Source organism: Polaribacter sp. KT 15, from assembly GCF_900143115.1.
GTDB lineage: Bacteria > Bacteroidota > Bacteroidia > Flavobacteriales > Flavobacteriaceae > Polaribacter > Polaribacter marinaquae.
Genome location: NZ_LT670850.1, coordinates 2,257,431 through 2,275,432, shown reverse-complemented (window position 1 = coordinate 2,275,432; position 18,002 = coordinate 2,257,431). Strand labels below are relative to the sequence as shown.

Sequence of the window (18,002 nt, the reverse complement as noted above, 5' to 3'; positions counted from 1 at the left end):
AAAGCATTTCAAAAGGATGAAAAAATTATTAAATTTCCTATATTCTACTCGCTTAATGGCGATATTATTTTTCTTATTTGCAACTGCAATGGCAATAGCCACTTTTATAGAAAATGATTACGGTACACAAACTTCTAAAGCTTTAATTTACAATGCTTGGTGGTTTGAAGCTATCATGGTTTTCTTTGTAATTAATTTCTTTGGTAATATTTTTAGATACAAACTTTACAAAAAAGAAAAATGGCCCGTTTTAATGTTTCATGCAGCTTTTTTATTAATACTAGTAGGTGCTGGTATTACACGTTACCACGGTTACGAAGGCATAATGCTAATTAAAGAAGGCGAAACAACAGATAAATTTTTATCGGAAACAACATATTTAAATGCAATTGTAGACGATGGTAATTCGCAAAAACCAGAAATAAATGCACCTATTATGCTTTCTGCTTGGGGTTCTAATTCTTGGTCTTACGCAGATAATTTTAAAACTGATAAAAATGACATCGATTTTAAATTTGAATTGGTAGACTACATTCCGTGGGCAGAAAAAAAATTAATTGAAGATGAAAATGGTGTAGAACATTTATTCTTTGTAGAATCTTCTGAAGGTACACGCCACGAACATTGGATAAAAAAAGGAACATTACAAAACATTCACGGTGTTTTAGTTGGTTTTGAAGCCGATAACAATAACGCATCTATTAACTTTACAAATAAAGATGGTGCATTAAAAATGATTTCTAAAGACGATGGAGATTGGTTTAGAATGGCAGATCAAAAGAAAGGAAAAGTAGTTAAAGATTCTCTTCAAAATTTTCAATACCTAACTTTACACAACATTGGTAAATTACAATTTGTAATACCAAAACCTGCAGAAAAAGGTATAATGAAAACAGTTAGCGGACCAAAAAGTGATAGTGTTTTAGATGTTATTACTTTAGATGTAACGGCAAATAATGAGACCAAAAGAGTAGAACTAAAAGGCGGTAAATTTAATTCTGATGGTTCTAAAGAAGTTTCTGTTGGTGGCTTAAATTTTAGAGTTTTGTATGGTGCCAAAATTCTTACAACACCATTTAGTATTAAGCTAAACGATTTTCAATTAGATAAATATCCAGGTTCAGAAAGTGCTGCTGCATACGCTAGTGAAGTTACTGTAATAGATCCTAAAGAAACTTTTGATTATAGAATTTTTATGAATCATATATTAGACCATAGAGGTTATAAATTTTTTCAAGCTAGTTACGATTTATCAGGAGAAAAAGAAGAAACACATTTATCTGTAAATCATGATTTCTTGGGCACTTTTGTAACTTATTTAGGTTACTCGCTCTTATATATTGGTATGATATGTATTCTTTTTGCAAAAAATACTCGTTTTGATGATCTTAAAAAAAGATTAACAAAAATTAAAAAGAAGAAGCTAACAATGTCTGTTGTATTTGCAATATTCTTATCTAGTTTTACTTTTGCTCAACATCAAAATCAGCATCAACCTAATAAAATTACCAATCAGCAAATAGATTCTATTTTAAAAGCTAACATGGTAGATGTAGCGCATGCAGAAAGCTTTAATAAATTGGTTATTCAGGATAACGGTAGAATGAAACCAGCGCATACTTTTGCTTCTGAATTGGTAAGAAAAGTGAGCAAATCTGAGAAATTTAAAGGTATGGAACCTAGTCAGGTTTTATTATCTATTATAGAAAATCCTAGATTTTGGTTTGAAGTTCCGGTAATTTATTTAGAAAAAGGGAATACTCAAATTAGAGAACTTATAGGTGTTGCAGAAACTACAGAATACGCCGCATTAACAGATTTTATAACTCCTGTTGGTATTTATAAAATAGAAAAGAAAGTTGCAGAAGCACAAAAGAAGAAAATTAAAAATAAATTTGAAAAAGATTTAATTAAAATCGATAGAAGAATTGGTTTACTATATTCTGCTATTGGCGGTGGAATTCTTAAAATTTATCCAATACCTGGTGATGAAAACAACAAATGGGTTTCACAACCAGAAACTTCTGAAGCTAATTTTAAGGGAACAGATTCTGTTTTTGTAAGACAATCTTTACCTGTTTATATTAACTTTTTACAAAAAGGTAAGAAAACCGGTGATTATTCAGATGCTGATAAAATTTTAGACGGAATTAAAAAATTTCAACAAAAATTTGGATCAGAAGTAATACCTACAGACAAAAAAATAGAATTAGAAATCTCATATAATAAAATTCAACCATTTCAATTGCTATCAAAGTACTATGGTTACTTAAGTTTTTTATTATTAATTTTTGTTTTATGGCAAATCTTTATTTCTAAAAAATTGATAAACAACACAGTTAAAATATTATCTTTTGGTGCTGTTGGTTTATTTGTATTTCATACGTTAAGTTTAATTGCTAGATGGTATATAAGTGGTTATGCACCTTGGAGTAATGCATACGAATCTATTATTTTTGTTGCTTGGGCAACAATGTTGTTTGGGCTTTTCTTTGGACGAAAATCTGCACTTACAATTACTGCAACTACATTTTTAGTAGCAATTACCTTAGGTTTTGCTCATCAAAATTGGTTAGATCCAGAAATTGCTAACTTACAACCAGTTTTAAATTCTTGGTGGTTATTGGTACACACTTCTATTATTGTAGCTAGTTACGGTCCGTTATCTTTAGGTATGATTTTAGGAATCTTTGCACTCTTATTAATGATTTTTACGAATGATAAGAATAAAAAGAGAATGGACTTAAATATTAAAGAAATTACCATAATTAACGAGATGTCTATAACTGTTGGTTTGGTAATGTTAACTATTGGTAACTTTTTAGGCGGAATGTGGGCTAACGAAAGTTGGGGGCGTTATTGGGGTTGGGATCCTAAAGAAACTTGGGCTTTAATTTCTATAATGATTTATGCGTTTGTATTACACATGCGATTGATACCTGGTTTACGAAGCAAGTACACGTTTAACTTGTGGTCTATTATTGCATACGCTTCTATAATGATGACTTATTTCGGAGTTAATTTTTACTTAGCTGGTTTACATTCTTATGCTAGCGGAGACAGGGTAATTACACCAACATCTGTTTATTATTCTGTTGGTTTTGTATTAATAATAGGTGTTTTCGCATTTATAAAACACAAAAAATATTATAAAAAATAATTTTAAAAGGAAGTAACTTTATATTTTAAGAAGAAAATGTATTTTTGCTCACGAAAAAATCAATCATAAATATTCTAGTTTACTAGAAATCACAAAAGAAATACTTATATGTTTCATAAAAATATTAAATTAATTTTAGCCGGTTTAATTTCTGTTTGGGCTGTTTACCATTTTGCACAAGGAAATATCATGAACGGAATTTCAATCTTACTATTAGCAGGAATTTTTGTTTTATTTTATTTTAAAAACGAGTTTATTTTACTTGCTTTTTTACAATTACGTAAGCAGAATTTCGAAGGAACAAAAAAATGGTTAGATTATATCAAAAATCCAGAGGCTGCTTTAATTGTAAAACAACAAGGTTATTATAATTATTTACATGGTATTATGTTAAGCCAAAAGAATATTACACAATCAGAAAAATATTTACGCAAAGCTGTAAAACTTGGCTTGTCTATGGATCATGATTTGGCGATGGCTAAGTTGCAATTAGCAGGAATTGCAATGACTAAAAGACGTAAAAGAGAAGCTACTAATTTAATGGCAGAGGCTAAAAAATTAGATAAACATGGTATGTTAAAAGAACAAATGCAAATGATGAAACAACAGATGAAAAAAATCTAACGTTTAATTTCTTTATATTGCATAAAAAAATCCGATGAAATAATTTTCATCGGATTTTTTTATATCTAAAACTCTAAGATTACTTTATTCTTGTTAGAGTTAAATCTTCATTATACTTTACAATAAACAAACCTTTATTTTCTACTATTTTAAAAAGCTTATCTGTATAATCAAACTTACTTTCTACTCTGTAAGAATAACCATCATCAAAAGTAGATTTTAAACTTTTTCCTGATGCCAAACGCACAAGAATATCATAAGTTACATCAAAACCTTTTGTAGCATATGCAGAAGGCAAAACTCCGTTTTTAGCTAAATAACTTTTATTAAAAGCCATGGCGCTGTAAGAATCTTCTCTAACATACTCATCGCTAACATATGTAAAACCTAATTTAGCTAATTTAGAATTGTCTATTTTATCAAATGCGCTAACCTTATCAAAAGTAAATAATGATGCAGTTGTTTCTTCTGGCAAACTAATTAAACTATTGATAACACTTGCAATAATAATTTTATCGCTTGTTGTTAATACAACAATATTTTTCATATTTGGTTTTAAAACATCTGTAAATTTTTGCTTTTTTATATAACCATCTTTTGGTGTGATTAAGCTAACACTGTTTATAGAATCGTGTGATTTTAAAACTTCTCTAATTTTATTAGAATCAAAGTTAGAAGTTGATTTTCCATCTCCAACAATAATTATGTTTCCGTCATGAAAGCTTTCTTCTATATAACTTAACAACTTATCTCTAAATAATTTTTTATTTGGAGACGTTTTTATAATTCTACTAGAAGAGAATTTTGATTGCTTTTTAGAATATACCGGAAAAACAATAGGTGCATTTACATTATCTGCTACATATTCTACCTCTTCAGAATACAAAGGACCAATAATTACATCTTTTTTCTTAAGATTATTTTCTGCAACAATTGTTTTAATTTTTGTACTATTTCTACCTGTATCAAAAACTTCTACGTTTAATTCTACACCTTGTTTTCTTAACGAATCTATTGCTATTTCTGCACCCAAATATAAATCAGTAACAATATTTGCCAATCTACTGTTTCCAAAAATTTCATCGCTAGTTTTTGCTTCTAACTCTTGCGCTCTAAAAGGTAATAGAATTGCAGCATTTATAGAAACACCATCTTTAATTTCGTCTACATAAACCAGTTCTTCTTCAAAAACATCTTCTACGGGCATAATTTTTATAAGTTGCCCAAGTTTTAAACCATCTTTTAATTCTGGGTTTAATTTGATTAACTCTTCTCTAGAAACACTGTAAAACCTCGTTAAGCTAAAAAAAGTATCTCCTTTTTTAACTTCGTGAATTTTGAATTCTTTTTCTAACTCAGAAATTAACAAACTTCTTTGTTTTTCTTTTTCTGATATTAAATCAACGTCTAAGTTTTCTGCTTCCTTTACTTTAGAATTGTCTTCTGTTGCATTTTCATCCTTTTCTTTTGAAATAGAATTACTTACCGAATTCATATTCTTGTTAGGAATAATGATTACAGTATTAGCATCCGGATTTTTATCTACATCAGGATTAAGACGCAATAAATCTTTGGTTTTCATATCTAATTTCTTAGCAATCTCACCAATAGATTCTCCTTCTTTTACTTTATATTGAATGTATTTTTTTTGCTGACCGCATGATACGGTAAACGTTAGAATACACAGAAAAACAAAAAATTTAAGATGTTTCATATATTTTATTCCCATTCTATAGTTGCAGGTGGTTTAGAACTAATGTCATACACTACTCTATTAACGCCTTTTACTTGATTTATTATTTTATTTGAAGTTTTTTGTAAAAATTCATACGGTAAATTTACCCAATCTGCCGTCATTCCGTCTGTACTTTCTACAGCTCTTAAAGCAACAACTTTTTCGTATGTTCTTTCATCGCCCATTACACCAACAGAGTTTACAGGCAACAACATTGCACCTGCTTGCCAAACTTTATCGTACAAACCGTCTTCTTTTAATCCGTTTATAAAAACAGCATCAACTTCTTGTAAAATTCTTACTTTTTCTGCTGTAATGTCTCCTAATATTCTAATTCCTAAACCTGGTCCTGGAAAAGGATGACGACCTAATAATTCTGAATCAATTCCCATAGAAGCTCCAACTCTTCTTACTTCATCTTTAAAAATCATACGCAAAGGCTCTACAATTTTTAATTTCATATAATCTGGCAATCCACCAACATTATGATGACTTTTAATAGTTGCTGATGGTCCTCCGTTTACAGAAACCGACTCAATAACATCAGGATAAATTGTGCCTTGTGCTAACCAAGTTACGTCTTTTATTTGGTTGGCCTCGTCATCAAAAACTTCTATAAATGCGTTTCCAATGGCTTTTCTTTTTTTCTCTGGATCAGAAATACCTTCAAGAGCTTTCAAAAAACGTGCCGATGCATCTACACCTTTTACGTTTAAACCCATTCCTTCGTATTGTGCCAATACACTTTCGAATTCATTTTTACGTAAAAGACCGTTGTTTACAAAAATACAATATAGATTTTCTCCGATAGCTTTGTTTAAAAGAACTGCTGCTACTGTAGAATCTACACCACCAGAAAGTCCTAAAACAACTTTATCTTTACCTACTTTTTCTTTGATAGCGTTTACTGTGCTTTCAACAAAAGAATCTGGTGTCCAGGTTTGTGCTACACCTGCAATTTTTACAAGAAAATTTTCTAATAATTGTTTACCATCTGTAGAGTGATATACTTCTGGATGAAATTGAATCGCATAAGTATCTTCACCTTTTATTTTATAAGCGGCATTTTCTACATCTTTAGTACTAGCTAATAACTCGCCATTTGTAGGTAATTCTTTAATTGTGTCTGAGTGACTCATCCAAACTTGGCTACCTTCAGAAATATTTTCAAAGAAAGTTTCATTACCTTTTATGTAAGATAAATTTGCTCTACCATATTCTCTTGTGTTTGAAGGTGCTACTTTTCCGCCAGAAAAATGAGCCAAATATTGAGCGCCATAACATACGGCTAACATTGGTTTTTTTCCTCTAAGATCTGTTAAATCTGGATGTAAAACATTTTCTCCTCTAACAGAATTTGGACTACCCGATAAGATAATTGCTTTAAATTCTGATTGATTTTTTGGTGGATGATTGTAAGGATGAATTTCACAATAAATGTTTAATTCTCTAACTCTTCTTGCAATAAGTTGTGTGTATTGCGATCCGAAATCTAAAATAAGTACGTTGTGTTGTTGCATGCGCAAAAATACTATTTCAGTTTAAATTTCAAATACTGAAATCGATATTTTTTACGAGAAATTAGAATTCGTTCATTTTAAGTAGAATTCGATTTAAAAGTTTAAATTTTATACACAATTGCATTGATATTCATACCAGCCCCAACAGAAGCTAAAATAACAACATCTCCTTTTGTAACAGACTGATTTTCTATATTTCCTTTTAAAACTAAATCTAATAATGTTGGTACTGTAGCCACAGAACTATTACCTAACTTATGTATACTCATTGGCATAATTCCTTTTGGTACTTTTTCTTTAAACAATCTATAAAAACGTTTTACAATTGCCTCGTCCATTTTTTCGTTAGCTTGATGAATAAAAATCTTTTTAACATCATTAATTCCGTAACCACTTTTATCTAAAGCAGTTTTCATGGCTGAAGGCACATTTGTTATTGCAAACTCATAAATTTTTCTTCCATACATTTTTATGTATTGTGTATTGTCGGTTTCATTTAAATTATAAGAATTACCAAAATGTAAAAAATATGCTTCGTCATTTGCAAAAGTTTGTGTTGCATGACTAATAATACCAGAATCACCTTCTAAAGTTTGCTCTACAATACAAGCACCTGCGCCATCACTGTAGATCATAGAATCTCTATCATGTTTATCTACAATTCTAGACAAAGTTTCTGCACCAATTACCAAACACTTTTTTGCGATTCTTGCTTTTATAAATGCTTGCGCCTGTATTACGCCTTCTACCCAACCTGGGCAACCGAAAAGAATATCATACGCAACACAATTAGGGTTTTTAATATCTAATTTATGTTTAACCTTACTCGCTAAACTTGGTAATGCATCTCCCTGAATTTGACCTTCTTTTAAGTCACCAAAATTATGTGCTAAAATTATATAGTCTAATTCTTCTGAATTAATATTGGCATCTGCAATTGCTTTTTCTGCAGCAAAAAAAGCCATATCAGAAGTATTTATTTCTGGTTTTGCATAACGTCTTTCTACGATACCGGTTATATCTTTAAACTTTTCTATAATTACATTGTTGTCTGCTGAAAAACTTGAACCGTCATTATTTAAAAATTCTGAGTTTAAAAATGTATTGTTTTCTACTTTTAAAGAAGGAATAAAGCTTCCGGTACCAGTAATTTTAGATGAAATCATATCTTAAGAGGTTTATCTCTCAAAAGTAAGAAAGCTATTTTGTTTAAATTTACTATGCACGCATAGTAATGGAAAGTTCAAACTGTTAATTTATTTCTAAAGTAAAAATTTAGAACAGTTGTTTAAGGCTTGTATAAATTCATTTTTAGTTGCATAACCGTAGCAATAGAGGTAGCTCTATTTTTCATTTGCTGTGCTATTTCACCAAAAAAATTTGCATCAATAGTTGTAAATAAATACGATGTCCAAATGGCAAAATGCTTCTTTTTAAACTCAATAAATGCATTTTTATCTATATGTTTTTGCATTGTATTGTTTTTATAAGTTGTAGTTTGAAACAAAATATCGTTCCAGAAATCTGTAATTATTTCTAAATGCTCATTTAAATGATTATTAATTAAGATATCTTCAAAAAAAGGAAGCATTTGATCATCCTTTAGAAGTAAATCATAAAAATTGGTAATAATTAATTTTATGTCTTTTCTAGATGAAATATCTTTTTTAATCATTAGAAATGATTATAAATAAGAACTATCAAAAGAAAACGGCAATAAAGATAAAAGTGATTCCGTTTTTACAATTTCTCCAACTTCTCCCATAAATAAAAGAGGAAAAGCTTGTTTTTGCTTTATTTCATATTCCGATAAAGATTGTCTACAAGCACCACAAGGCCCTACAGGTTTATCTACTTTTGTAATTGTAGAACTTGCTGAAATTGCAAGTTTTATGATTTTAACTCCAGGATACGTTGCTCCTGCAGCCCAAATTGCGACTCTTTCTGCACACATACCAGAAGGGTATGCTGCATTTTCTTGATTATTTCCTAAAACAATTTCTCCGTTTTCTAATAATAAAGCAGCGCCAACATTAAACTTAGAATAAGGTGCGTATGCTTTCTTACGAGCATCAATTGCCTTATTCATTAAAAATTTATCATCTTTAGATAACTCTTCTATATCGTTATAAACAATAGCCGAAGAAGATATTTTAATTTCTTTCATATTATAAAGTCAAAAAAAGCAGCCCAAAAATGACTGCTTTAAATATTGTGCTAAAATTACTAAAAAATTATGATTTTTTAATACTCATCGTAAATTTCACCTAAATCAAAAGATAATGAAAAACGTAATGAATTTTCTAATGGATTATTTACATCTGATGAATTAATTAAATATGACAAATCGATGTTTAAAGCATTCGTTTTAAAGCCACCACCTAATGTAAAATATTGTCTATTTCCTTTATCTTCACTTTCATGAAAATATCCTGCTCTTAATGCAAAAGCATTGTTATATAAATATTCTGCACCAAAAGCGTAAGTTACTTCCTTTAATTCTTCACTAAAACCACCTGGAGCGTCACCAAAAGAACTAAAAATTCCGTCGATCCAACCTTTTTCATCATTAGGATCATTTACTGTTGGCACCAGTAATTTAGTAAACTCTACAGTTGTTGTAATTGTATTATAATCATCTAAAATAAAATCGAAACCACCACCTAATTTAAAGTTTGTTGGTATAAAATCTTCTTCACCTGGTGTGTAAGAAACCTTCGGACCTATGTTTGCGATATTAAAACCGATTCTATATTTACCATTAAAATTACCATAATTTTCTTCTAAAGATTGGTAATAACCAGAAACATCTACTGCAAAAGAATTAATTGGCTGTAAAGAATTACCCGAAGTTCCGTTAAATGCTAAATTAGATCTTATGTATTTTAAAGAAACTCCCATTGCAAAAGTTTCACTTAACTTTAATGAGTAAGAACCAGTTGCAACAAATTCGTTTGGATTTATAGATCCATTTTCTGCACCGTTGCTATCGGTTAAATCTATTTGACCCAAAGAGAAATATTTAAAATCTGCACCCCAAGCTGCATTTTCACTAAATCTATTAATATAAGAACCACTTCCTATAAAAATATCATCTGTTAAATTACGTAACCAAGGCGAATAGGTAATACCCGTATAAATTTGTCTATTGCTAAACGCTATTTTAGCAGGATTGTGAAACAGCGAAAAAGCATCTGCACTTGTAGCAACACCAATATCTCCCATACCACCTGCCCTAGCATCTGGTACAATTAATAAAAAAGGTGTAGCTGTTGTAATACCTCCTGTTTGTTGAGTATCTGTCTGTGCCGCAATTTTAAATGTTGCAAAAGCACTTAATAATAAACATAATCCTAATTTCTTCATTTTATATTCTCTGTTGAATTTTATTCTAATTACAAATATCTATATTTTATTGAAGTATTACTAATTTTTCATACTTCTCTGACACTAAATTACTTGTTGTAGATTTAACTCTTAGTTTATAAACATAAACCCCTTTACCAATTTTATTACCAAAATCATCTAAACCATTCCAAGTTATACTTCTAGACAAATTACCAACCGTAATAATATTTCTATTAATAGTTTTTACCAATTTACCAGAAATTGTAAAAATTTGCACTTGTACTTCTAAATTTTCGTTTGGTTTATTATGGTTAAACCAAAACTCTGTATAATTTACAAAAGGATTGGGATAGTTTAATACGTTTTCTAAATTTAAAATTGCATCGCTAACAACTACGAAGTTCAACGTTAATTCTGATGAGTTATTGTATGTATCCCAAACTTTTATTTTTAATGTGTGTGGGCCAACTTCTAAATCTCTTAATCTATATGTAACTTTCCCTTTTGTAAAATCGTTTAATTCTGTTTGATAAAAGTCATTTAATACAATAGGATTTGTGGTGTCGCCATCTAAAATCCCAATAATATCGTGATCTACGGCAGTAATAGAAGTATTAATACCACTAACATCCGATAATACCGCTATTAAATTAGGAGAAGCATTTGTATTGCCACCGTCTATAAAAGACTCATCATTCATAAACAATTTAACTTCTGGGCCAACGGTATCTTCTGGTGCATTTTCATTAATACCACCAATTACCAAATCTATATTATAACCTGCTTTTTCTGATGTACCATTTTCTGCATAAAAACTTACTTTACCGTTTCCGAGTGCAATTTTAATATCTTTTGGTACAATAAAATCAAACTTAAACGCTCCGTTTTCTATACTAGATTTACCTCTAAACAACTTACTGTCTTGTGTGTCAAAATCTAGAGTTTCTCCAAAACTATTGTTTCCTAAAGTTCTTTTATCAATAATTTTATCGAAAACTGTTGTAGATAAAACACCGTTAAAATTATTTAAAACAGCATCTGAATTATTAACAATTACACCCTCGAAACTTACTTTAGACAAAGCTTTTAAAGTATCTAATGGTTGCGAAATATCTTTACCGTTTAATTTTGTGATTTTTATATTTGGTTCTGGCACTGCAAGTTTCATTGCCGGATCTCCGAATGAATAGATAAAAAACTTCTGTATACTCGAAAAATTATTTTTTGCTTGTGTTAAAGATTCTGCAATTGTAAATTTTTCATCATTAAATTCTAGTAAAATTCTAATTAAACTTTCATTAAATTGTTGTCCAACATTTATAAAAACCTCTCTTGTAGTAGTAATCATACTAGATGCGCCTCCGTTTTTATTCCATAATGTTAACTCACCAGCAGTAATTCTACTCGGATTATCGAATCTAGAAAAATCGCAAGTAACTGTAATTAAAAGAGGTAACGTATTAATATTATTAAACTCTTGAATTTGAGGTTTCTCTAATATCCTTTCTGCTGCAAAACCATCTTCACCACCGTGCCCAAAATAATCAAAAACTAAAGTACCTTTTTCTATTGCATTCGTAATTGCTGTTTTTACTTCCGGATAACGTTCTCCACCAGAAGAATTTTGTTGTACAAAAGCATCAGCATAAATTTTACTAACATTAAAAATTGGTTTTCTATTTTTAATTTCATCAGCAATCGACTCTACACCTTTCTGAATTGGTATATCAAAATCATCATCAATATCATCTGCTAAAAGGGTTACTGTATTTCGCCAATCTCCTTTAGAACTTTCATCATAATAACTTAAAATTTTAGTTACAACATCTTCTGCTTGCGATATTCCTGTAACCGGTATTCTGCTTGAAACAACATCTATGGTATGAGAAGAACTCATGCTACCCTCATTTGCATCTAACATCACAAAAAAATCATCTGTTACATAAGAAAAAGCCAAGTTAAAATGATAAATATCATCCGTTTGAGAAGGTAATTTAACCGGAACCACATTATTGTTATTTGCAATTCTATCTTTGTAATCGTAAGAAGAATCGCCAAAGAAACATACAAATTTTAACTTTTTATCTTCGGATGAATTGGTTGTATATAAATGTCTTATAAAATCTCGAATACCTGTAATATCTTTAGAGCCTGATGCAAACTCATTATAAATTTCATCTAAAATAACAACCTTTGTAGATAATCCGGAATTTGTTTGATGATAATCTGCCAATCTTTGTGCTTGTGAAACCAAATCTTTGCTAGTAATTACAAGATAATTTATATCTTTTAAAGCATGTAAATTTTGATTTTCTACTCTCGAATTTTCAATAGTTTCTGGTATATAAAAATCCGAAGAATTTAATACAACATATTCATTTAAAACTCCTCCGTTGGCTTTAAATCTAAAATCTGATGTAGAACTTTCGTTAGTTATTAATTCAGGATTAATAGCATTTGTTACATCCCAAACTTGGTAAATTTCTGATGCATTTTTTATTTGAAACTCAACTGTACCACTCGCATCAAATTGATTAAAACTTCTAAAACCAAACTGTTTACCGTTTGCTAAAAGATTTTTTTTACCATAAATCTCAATAAAATCTAAAAAAGCATTTGCAGACGGATTTCCGTTATTGTTGTAATTTAATTCTAAAGTAATCGCGTTTGTTGGGTTGGTAAATGCTGCAGTTCTTTCTGATGTTACTGCTTTTGTTAACGAACTCGGATTTAAACCACTAAAACTAAGCGTATATAAATCTGTATTATTTGCTTTTACCGATAATGTAGATGATGAAATGGAATTACTTACAGCTCTTGTTCTAATAAATATATCTTCATTTACCAATACTTTATCAAAAGGTATTGTAAAACTCTGTGTATTTTCGATATTAAAATTGTCATCAAAAAACCATTGTGTACCTGCACCTAATAAGTTTATCTCTTCTTTTTCATAAAAAATAAAATCATCAAAACTAGAAATTTGTGTAGCTGCACTATTTGCGTTTAAAGCTTTATTTTGAATTCTTTTTCCGGCAGTATTACCTACTGTTATAAAATAATAAGCCTTATCAGAATATATATTTTGTCTATGTTTTGCACTTTTGTTTGCAGTATCTAAAACCCAATCGTGAGGGCCTTTCGCATAGAATAAAATAAAATCGTTGGCATCGAAACTACCGTCAGATTCACCTTCTACGTAAATAGCATTTTCCTGTAAATCTTGGTACCTAAAATCATTATTTACAAACGGCAATAAAGTACCACCGTTACCATAAATCCTTATATTTTGAGGGTTTATATTATTTGTAGAAACTCCAATTCTTTGTAATAAATTTCTATCGATCTTAAAAACACCCGTTGTGTCTACAGAAAATTTAAACCAGTCTCCAGAAGCCAAAACAGATGAATTTACTTGTGCGTTTAGTTGCAACGCACAAAATACTGTTAGTATTAGTAGAAGATTTTTTTTCATAAAATAGTAATCAAATAACGTAAAATAAGTGTTTATATTTTAACAACTACAAATATAAGTTATACTAAATATATAAAGCTTACGTTTAATAGAATGTGTATAAAAAATTGATGCGTTAAAATTTATATTTTTCTTGCACTAAATTTTATTTATTGTAAATTGCATCCTTAATAAAAACCCTAAATAATTTTCGATTAGGAAATGGAAAAAATTTTTAAAATATCTTTAGTTGTTTTCACAACATTGCTTTTAGCAAATTGTAATAGATCTACAACTGGTAAATCTAGATTAACTGGTTTATCTTTTAACGATCCTAAAAACGGAAATTATATAAGAAACAGCTCTTTCGAAGGCCAAGAAACTCCGTTAGGAATGGTAGATATTGAAGGTGGTTCTTTTACAATGGGGCAAGTTCAAGACGACGTAATGTTCGATTGGAATACAACTCCGAAGAAAATTCATGTTCGTTCATTTTTTATGGACGAGGCAGAAGTAACAAATTCTGAATACTTTTTATATGTGCAATATATGAAAGATGTTTTCTCTCCTTCTGAAGAGAAATACAAGCACATTTACAATTCTACCTTACCAGATACTTTAGTATGGAGAAAAAGTTTAGGTAATACCGATATTTTAACAGAAAACTATTTTAGACACCCAGCATATGCAGATTACCCAGTTGTTGGTGTTACTTGGTTACAAGCTAATGAATACTGTAAATGGAGAACAAACGCAGTAAACTTAAAAAAGTTAATTGATAAAGGGCACATTAAAAATATTTTTGAATCTGACTCTACAAGAAACTTTTTTGATACAGAAAGATTTTTAAATGATTCTGATAGGCTTTTTGATGGAGATACAACAATTTATAAAAGAGGTGTAAGAACCAGAGTTGTAAGACAAAAAGGAGATCCAAAACCAGGAAAAGATGATTTTCAAGGTAGAAAAATAACACAAGCAGACGGCGTTCTTCAACAAAAATTTAGATTACCTACAGAAGCAGAATGGGAATTTGCAGCAAAAGCGATTGTTGAAAACAGAGAATATAATACTGTTAGAGGTAGAAAAAAATATGCTTGGAATGGTAAATATACAAGAGCTCAAAAGAAAAGATTTAGAGGAGACCAGTTAGCTAACTTTAAACAAGGTAAAGGACAGTATAGTGGTTTACCAGGTTGGAGTTCTGATGGTTCTGATATTCCTATTAGAATTAAATCTTACCCTCCTAATGCCTTCGGATTATATGACATGTCTGGCAATGTAGCAGAATGGGTTGCTGATGTTTATAGACCAATTATCGATAACGAAGCAAATGATTTTAATTATTTTAGAGGTAATTTATTTACTAAAAAGATGATAAATCAAGAAGGAAAAGTTGTTATTGTTGGTAATGATGTAGCTGTAGAATATGATACTTTACCAAATGGTAGCGTTATACCAAAGCAACTACCTGGAACAATTAAATATGTCCCAATTACAAAAGATGATGCATCTTTTAGAACTAATTTTTCTAGAGCAGAAAATGCAAATATTAATGATGGTGATTTAAATTCTAGTAGATTTTATGAAGATGATGAAGATCGTTTTGCTTCTAGACCAAGTATGTATAATTCACCAAAAAAACCTGCAAGATTTAGAGACTCTTTATCTGGTAGAGATGTATTAATAAATGATGACAAGAAAAGAAGAACTCTAATTAGCGATCAAACAAGAGTTTATAAAGGTGGTTCTTGGGCAGATAGAGAGTATTGGTTAGATCCAGCTCAAAGAAGATATTTACCAGAATATATGGCAACAAACTTTATTGGTTTTAGATGTGTTACAGACAAATTTGGTCCAATGACATATAAAAAACGTACTGCCAGAAATCCTAGTAGATAATACACGTAGATTTAAAAAAAACAAACCTCATTGTAACTTCACAATGAGGTTTTTTTATATCTTTATTTTATGAATATAACAGAAATCTATAAGCTTTACTCTAAACACTACTTAGTAGATACAGACACTAGAAAAATTAGAGAAAACACACTTTTTTTTGCTTTAAAAGGAGATAATTTCAATGGAAATAAATTTGCATCAGAGTCCATAAAAAAAGGTGCTAGTTTCGCTATTATAGATGAAGAAGAATATCATAATAATAAAACTACAATTCTTGTGAAAAATGTTTTAGAAACGTTACAAGATTTAGCTCGCTATCACAGAAAGCAATTAAATGCAACAATTATAGCTCTTACAGGTAGTAATGGTAAAACAACTACCAAAGAATTGATAAATGTTGTTTTATCTAAAAAATACAATACAAAAGCAACTTATGGCAATTTAAATAACAATATTGGCGTTCCCTTAACACTTCTTTCTTTTACTCCGGATGTGGAAATGGGAATTGTAGAAATGGGTGCAAATCATCAAAAAGAAATTGAATTCTTATGTTCGATAGCGAATCCAGACTATGGATATATCACAAATTTTGGAAAAGCACATTTAGAGGGTTTTGGAGGTGTAGAAGGTGTAATTAAAGGCAAAAGTGAATTGTATGATTATTTAATAAAGAATAATAAAACTGCTTTTATTAATACTGATGATAAACTTCAAGTGCAAAAAACTAGTAATTGTAATACAATTCATTTTAATAATTCTATAAAATTAATTGACGCCTCTCCTTTTGTTAAATTATCTTTTAACAGCAACACAATTACAACCAATCTAATTGGATCTTATAATTATAATAATATTGCAGTTGCAATTACCATTGGTAATTATTTTAAAGTTTTAGATGCAGATATACAGTCAGCAATCGAAAAATACACACCAACAAACAATCGCTCTCAAATAATAAATAAAGAAAGTAATTATATCATTTTAGATGCCTACAATGCAAATCCTTCGAGCATGAAAGTTGCTTTAGAAAACTTTGCTAGATTAGAGTCTAAATTTAAAACTGTTATTTTAGGTGATATGTTTGAGTTAGGAAGTTCTGCTGAAATAGAACATCAATACATAGTCGATTTAGCTGATAGTTTTAACTTCGAAAACACATTTTATGTAGGCGAGAATTTTTATAAAACTACAACAAAAAATAAAAAATTAATTTCATTTTCAGAATTAGAAGATTTTATAAAAAAGAATCCTCTAGAAAATCAAAAAATATTAATTAAAGGATCTAGAGGAATGGGTTTAGAAAGAATATTAAATTTTATAGATTAATATTTTCTTTATGATATTCTAACAGGTTATCTATTGGTCTTTGTATTACACCAGTAATTTTAAGATTGTATTTACTTGCAACTTTTTCTAAAATATCACTAAAATAATGCGCAATAGAACCTATAAAATAAATTTTTGTTGATTCGTCTTTGTTGTAAGGTAGTATTCGATATTTAAAAAATTCTTGAAATCCTTTTTTGATCAACCTCTTAATATATTTTTCATCTTTAAAATCGAACATAAATTTAGCAAATGTTGCCAAGTACATATTAGGATTCGCTTCTTTATAAATATTATTTTTTATGAAATCTGCTTCTAAATTAAACTCATTTTCAAATTTTGAAGCTATTTTTTTTGGCATATTTTTGTAGTAATAATCTATAATTAGTTTTTTTCCAAAATAATTACCACTTGCTTCATCCATCAAAATATATCCAAGGGAAGGCACAACCATTTCCATGTGTTTACCATCAAAATAACAACTATTAGAACCGGTTCCTAAAATACATACTATTGCTGGTTCTTTGCCCGTAGCAGCATAAACAGCTGCCAACATATCTTCAGCAATAAAAACCTTGGCATTTACAAAAATAGTTTCTAATACTTTTTTTAATACCGCAGTAGGTTTTGGTGTACCACAACCTGCACCATAAAAATGAATTTCTGTTACATCATCTTTAATATTAATAAGCTGAAACATATTAATAATTCTATTATGCAACTCTTCCTCTTCTACAACTACAGGATTCAATCCCAAAGTTCGAACTCTAAATTCTTCTTTTTTATTCGTATTTAAAGCAATCCAATCTGCTTTTGTAGAACCTCCGTCTGCAATTAAAATCATAATATTATTGTTTTAATCAAATATATAATAACTTCAATCAATTGGCAATAGCTATTAAAACTTCAATCGTTTTCGTTTCAAAGAAATTA

12 protein-coding genes are annotated in these 18,002 nt (G+C 29.5%); 4 read left to right on the top strand and 8 right to left on the bottom strand.

The genetic code is table 11. The features are described 5' to 3' along the window. Positions 1-16 precede the first annotated feature (16 nt). Together ccsA and B5464_RS10205 are read left to right on the top strand one after the other, a co-directional pair. Positions 17-3,160 (top strand): cytochrome c biogenesis protein CcsA, encoded by a 3,144-nt coding sequence (gene ccsA, locus B5464_RS10210; protein ID WP_079738276.1) that lies wholly within the window; start codon positions 17-19, stop codon positions 3,158-3,160. A gap of 108 nt (positions 3,161-3,268) precedes the next feature. Further along, positions 3,269-3,784, top strand: coding sequence for a hypothetical protein (locus B5464_RS10205; protein ID WP_077811263.1), 516 nt, complete (start codon positions 3,269-3,271; stop codon positions 3,782-3,784). 79 nt (positions 3,785-3,863) lie between these two features. On the opposite strand, the gene B5464_RS10200 is transcribed toward B5464_RS10205, so the two are convergent. The 7 genes from B5464_RS10200 to porU form a co-directional block, all read right to left on the bottom strand. Continuing rightward, positions 3,864-5,498 carry a LysM domain-containing protein gene (locus tag B5464_RS10200; protein ID WP_231963592.1) on the bottom strand — a complete coding sequence of 545 codons (1,635 nt, stop codon included), beginning with the start codon at positions 5,496-5,498 and terminating at the stop codon, positions 3,864-3,866. A 5-nt stretch (positions 5,499-5,503) separates the two neighbouring features. Then, positions 5,504-7,039, bottom strand: coding sequence for a glutamine-hydrolyzing GMP synthase (gene guaA / locus B5464_RS10195; RefSeq protein WP_077811261.1), 1,536 nt, complete (start codon positions 7,037-7,039; stop codon positions 5,504-5,506). A gap of 101 nt (positions 7,040-7,140) precedes the next feature. Continuing rightward, positions 7,141-8,205: a 3-oxoacyl-ACP synthase III family protein gene (locus B5464_RS10190; RefSeq protein ID WP_079738274.1), complete on the bottom strand. Its 1,065-nt coding sequence runs from the start codon at positions 8,203-8,205 to the stop codon at positions 7,141-7,143. A gap of 122 nt (positions 8,206-8,327) precedes the next feature. Then, positions 8,328-8,714 carry a group III truncated hemoglobin gene (locus B5464_RS10185; RefSeq protein ID WP_079738273.1) on the bottom strand — a complete coding sequence of 129 codons (387 nt, stop codon included), beginning with the start codon at positions 8,712-8,714 and terminating at the stop codon, positions 8,328-8,330. 9 nt (positions 8,715-8,723) lie between these two features. After that, a complete protein-coding gene (gene cdd / locus B5464_RS10180) occupies positions 8,724-9,206 on the bottom strand; it encodes a cytidine deaminase (protein ID WP_079738272.1) in 483 nt (160 codons plus the stop codon). A 77-nt stretch (positions 9,207-9,283) separates the two neighbouring features. Beyond that, on the bottom strand, positions 9,284-10,405 hold the full coding sequence (gene porV / locus B5464_RS10175; protein WP_079738271.1) for a type IX secretion system outer membrane channel protein PorV: 1,122 nt from the start codon (positions 10,403-10,405) through the stop codon (positions 9,284-9,286). Between the two features lie 46 nt (positions 10,406-10,451). After that, positions 10,452-13,862, bottom strand: a complete 3,411-nt coding sequence (gene porU, locus B5464_RS10170) for a type IX secretion system sortase PorU (RefSeq protein ID WP_079738270.1) — start codon at positions 13,860-13,862, stop codon at positions 10,452-10,454. A 201-nt stretch (positions 13,863-14,063) separates the two neighbouring features. Between porU and gldJ the strand changes: the two genes are divergently transcribed. Both gldJ and murF read left to right on the top strand, forming a co-directional pair. Further along, a complete protein-coding gene (gene gldJ / locus B5464_RS10165) occupies positions 14,064-15,743 on the top strand; it encodes a gliding motility lipoprotein GldJ (RefSeq protein WP_077811255.1) in 1,680 nt (559 codons plus the stop codon). 69 nt (positions 15,744-15,812) lie between these two features. Then, a complete protein-coding gene (murF, locus tag B5464_RS10160) occupies positions 15,813-17,069 on the top strand; it encodes a UDP-N-acetylmuramoyl-tripeptide--D-alanyl-D-alanine ligase (protein ID WP_079738269.1) in 1,257 nt (418 codons plus the stop codon). Here murF and B5464_RS10155 read toward each other — a convergent pair. Continuing rightward, entirely contained in the window at positions 17,059-17,913 is an 855-nt protein-coding gene (locus tag B5464_RS10155) for an N-acetylglucosamine kinase (RefSeq protein ID WP_079738268.1), read from the bottom strand. The genes murF and B5464_RS10155 overlap by 11 nt on opposite strands. Positions 17,914-18,002 lie beyond the last annotated feature (89 nt).

Bases quoted from the DNA above. Each gene is read 5' to 3' on its own strand.
- B5464_RS10155 (WP_079738268.1), bottom strand. From the start codon at position 17,913: ATGATTTTAATTGCAGACGGAGGTTCTACAAAAGCAGATTGGATTGCT.
- B5464_RS10190 (WP_079738274.1), bottom strand. From the start codon at position 8,205: ATGATTTCATCTAAAATTACTGGTACCGGAAGCTTTATTCCTTCTTTA.
- porU (WP_079738270.1), bottom strand. From the start codon at position 13,862: ATGAAAAAAAATCTTCTACTAATACTAACAGTATTTTGTGCGTTGCAA.
- murF (WP_079738269.1), top strand. From the start codon at position 15,813: ATGAATATAACAGAAATCTATAAGCTTTACTCTAAACACTACTTAGTA.
- porV (WP_079738271.1), bottom strand. From the start codon at position 10,405: ATGAAGAAATTAGGATTATGTTTATTATTAAGTGCTTTTGCAACATTT.
- guaA (WP_077811261.1), bottom strand. From the start codon at position 7,039: ATGCAACAACACAACGTACTTATTTTAGATTTCGGATCGCAATACACA.
- B5464_RS10200 (WP_231963592.1), bottom strand. From the start codon at position 5,498: ATGAAACATCTTAAATTTTTTGTTTTTCTGTGTATTCTAACGTTTACC.
- gldJ (WP_077811255.1), top strand. From the start codon at position 14,064: ATGGAAAAAATTTTTAAAATATCTTTAGTTGTTTTCACAACATTGCTT.
- ccsA (WP_079738276.1), top strand. From the start codon at position 17: ATGAAAAAATTATTAAATTTCCTATATTCTACTCGCTTAATGGCGATA.
- B5464_RS10205 (WP_077811263.1), top strand. From the start codon at position 3,269: ATGTTTCATAAAAATATTAAATTAATTTTAGCCGGTTTAATTTCTGTT.
- B5464_RS10185 (WP_079738273.1), bottom strand. From the start codon at position 8,714: ATGATTAAAAAAGATATTTCATCTAGAAAAGACATAAAATTAATTATT.
- cdd (WP_079738272.1), bottom strand. From the start codon at position 9,206: ATGAAAGAAATTAAAATATCTTCTTCGGCTATTGTTTATAACGATATA.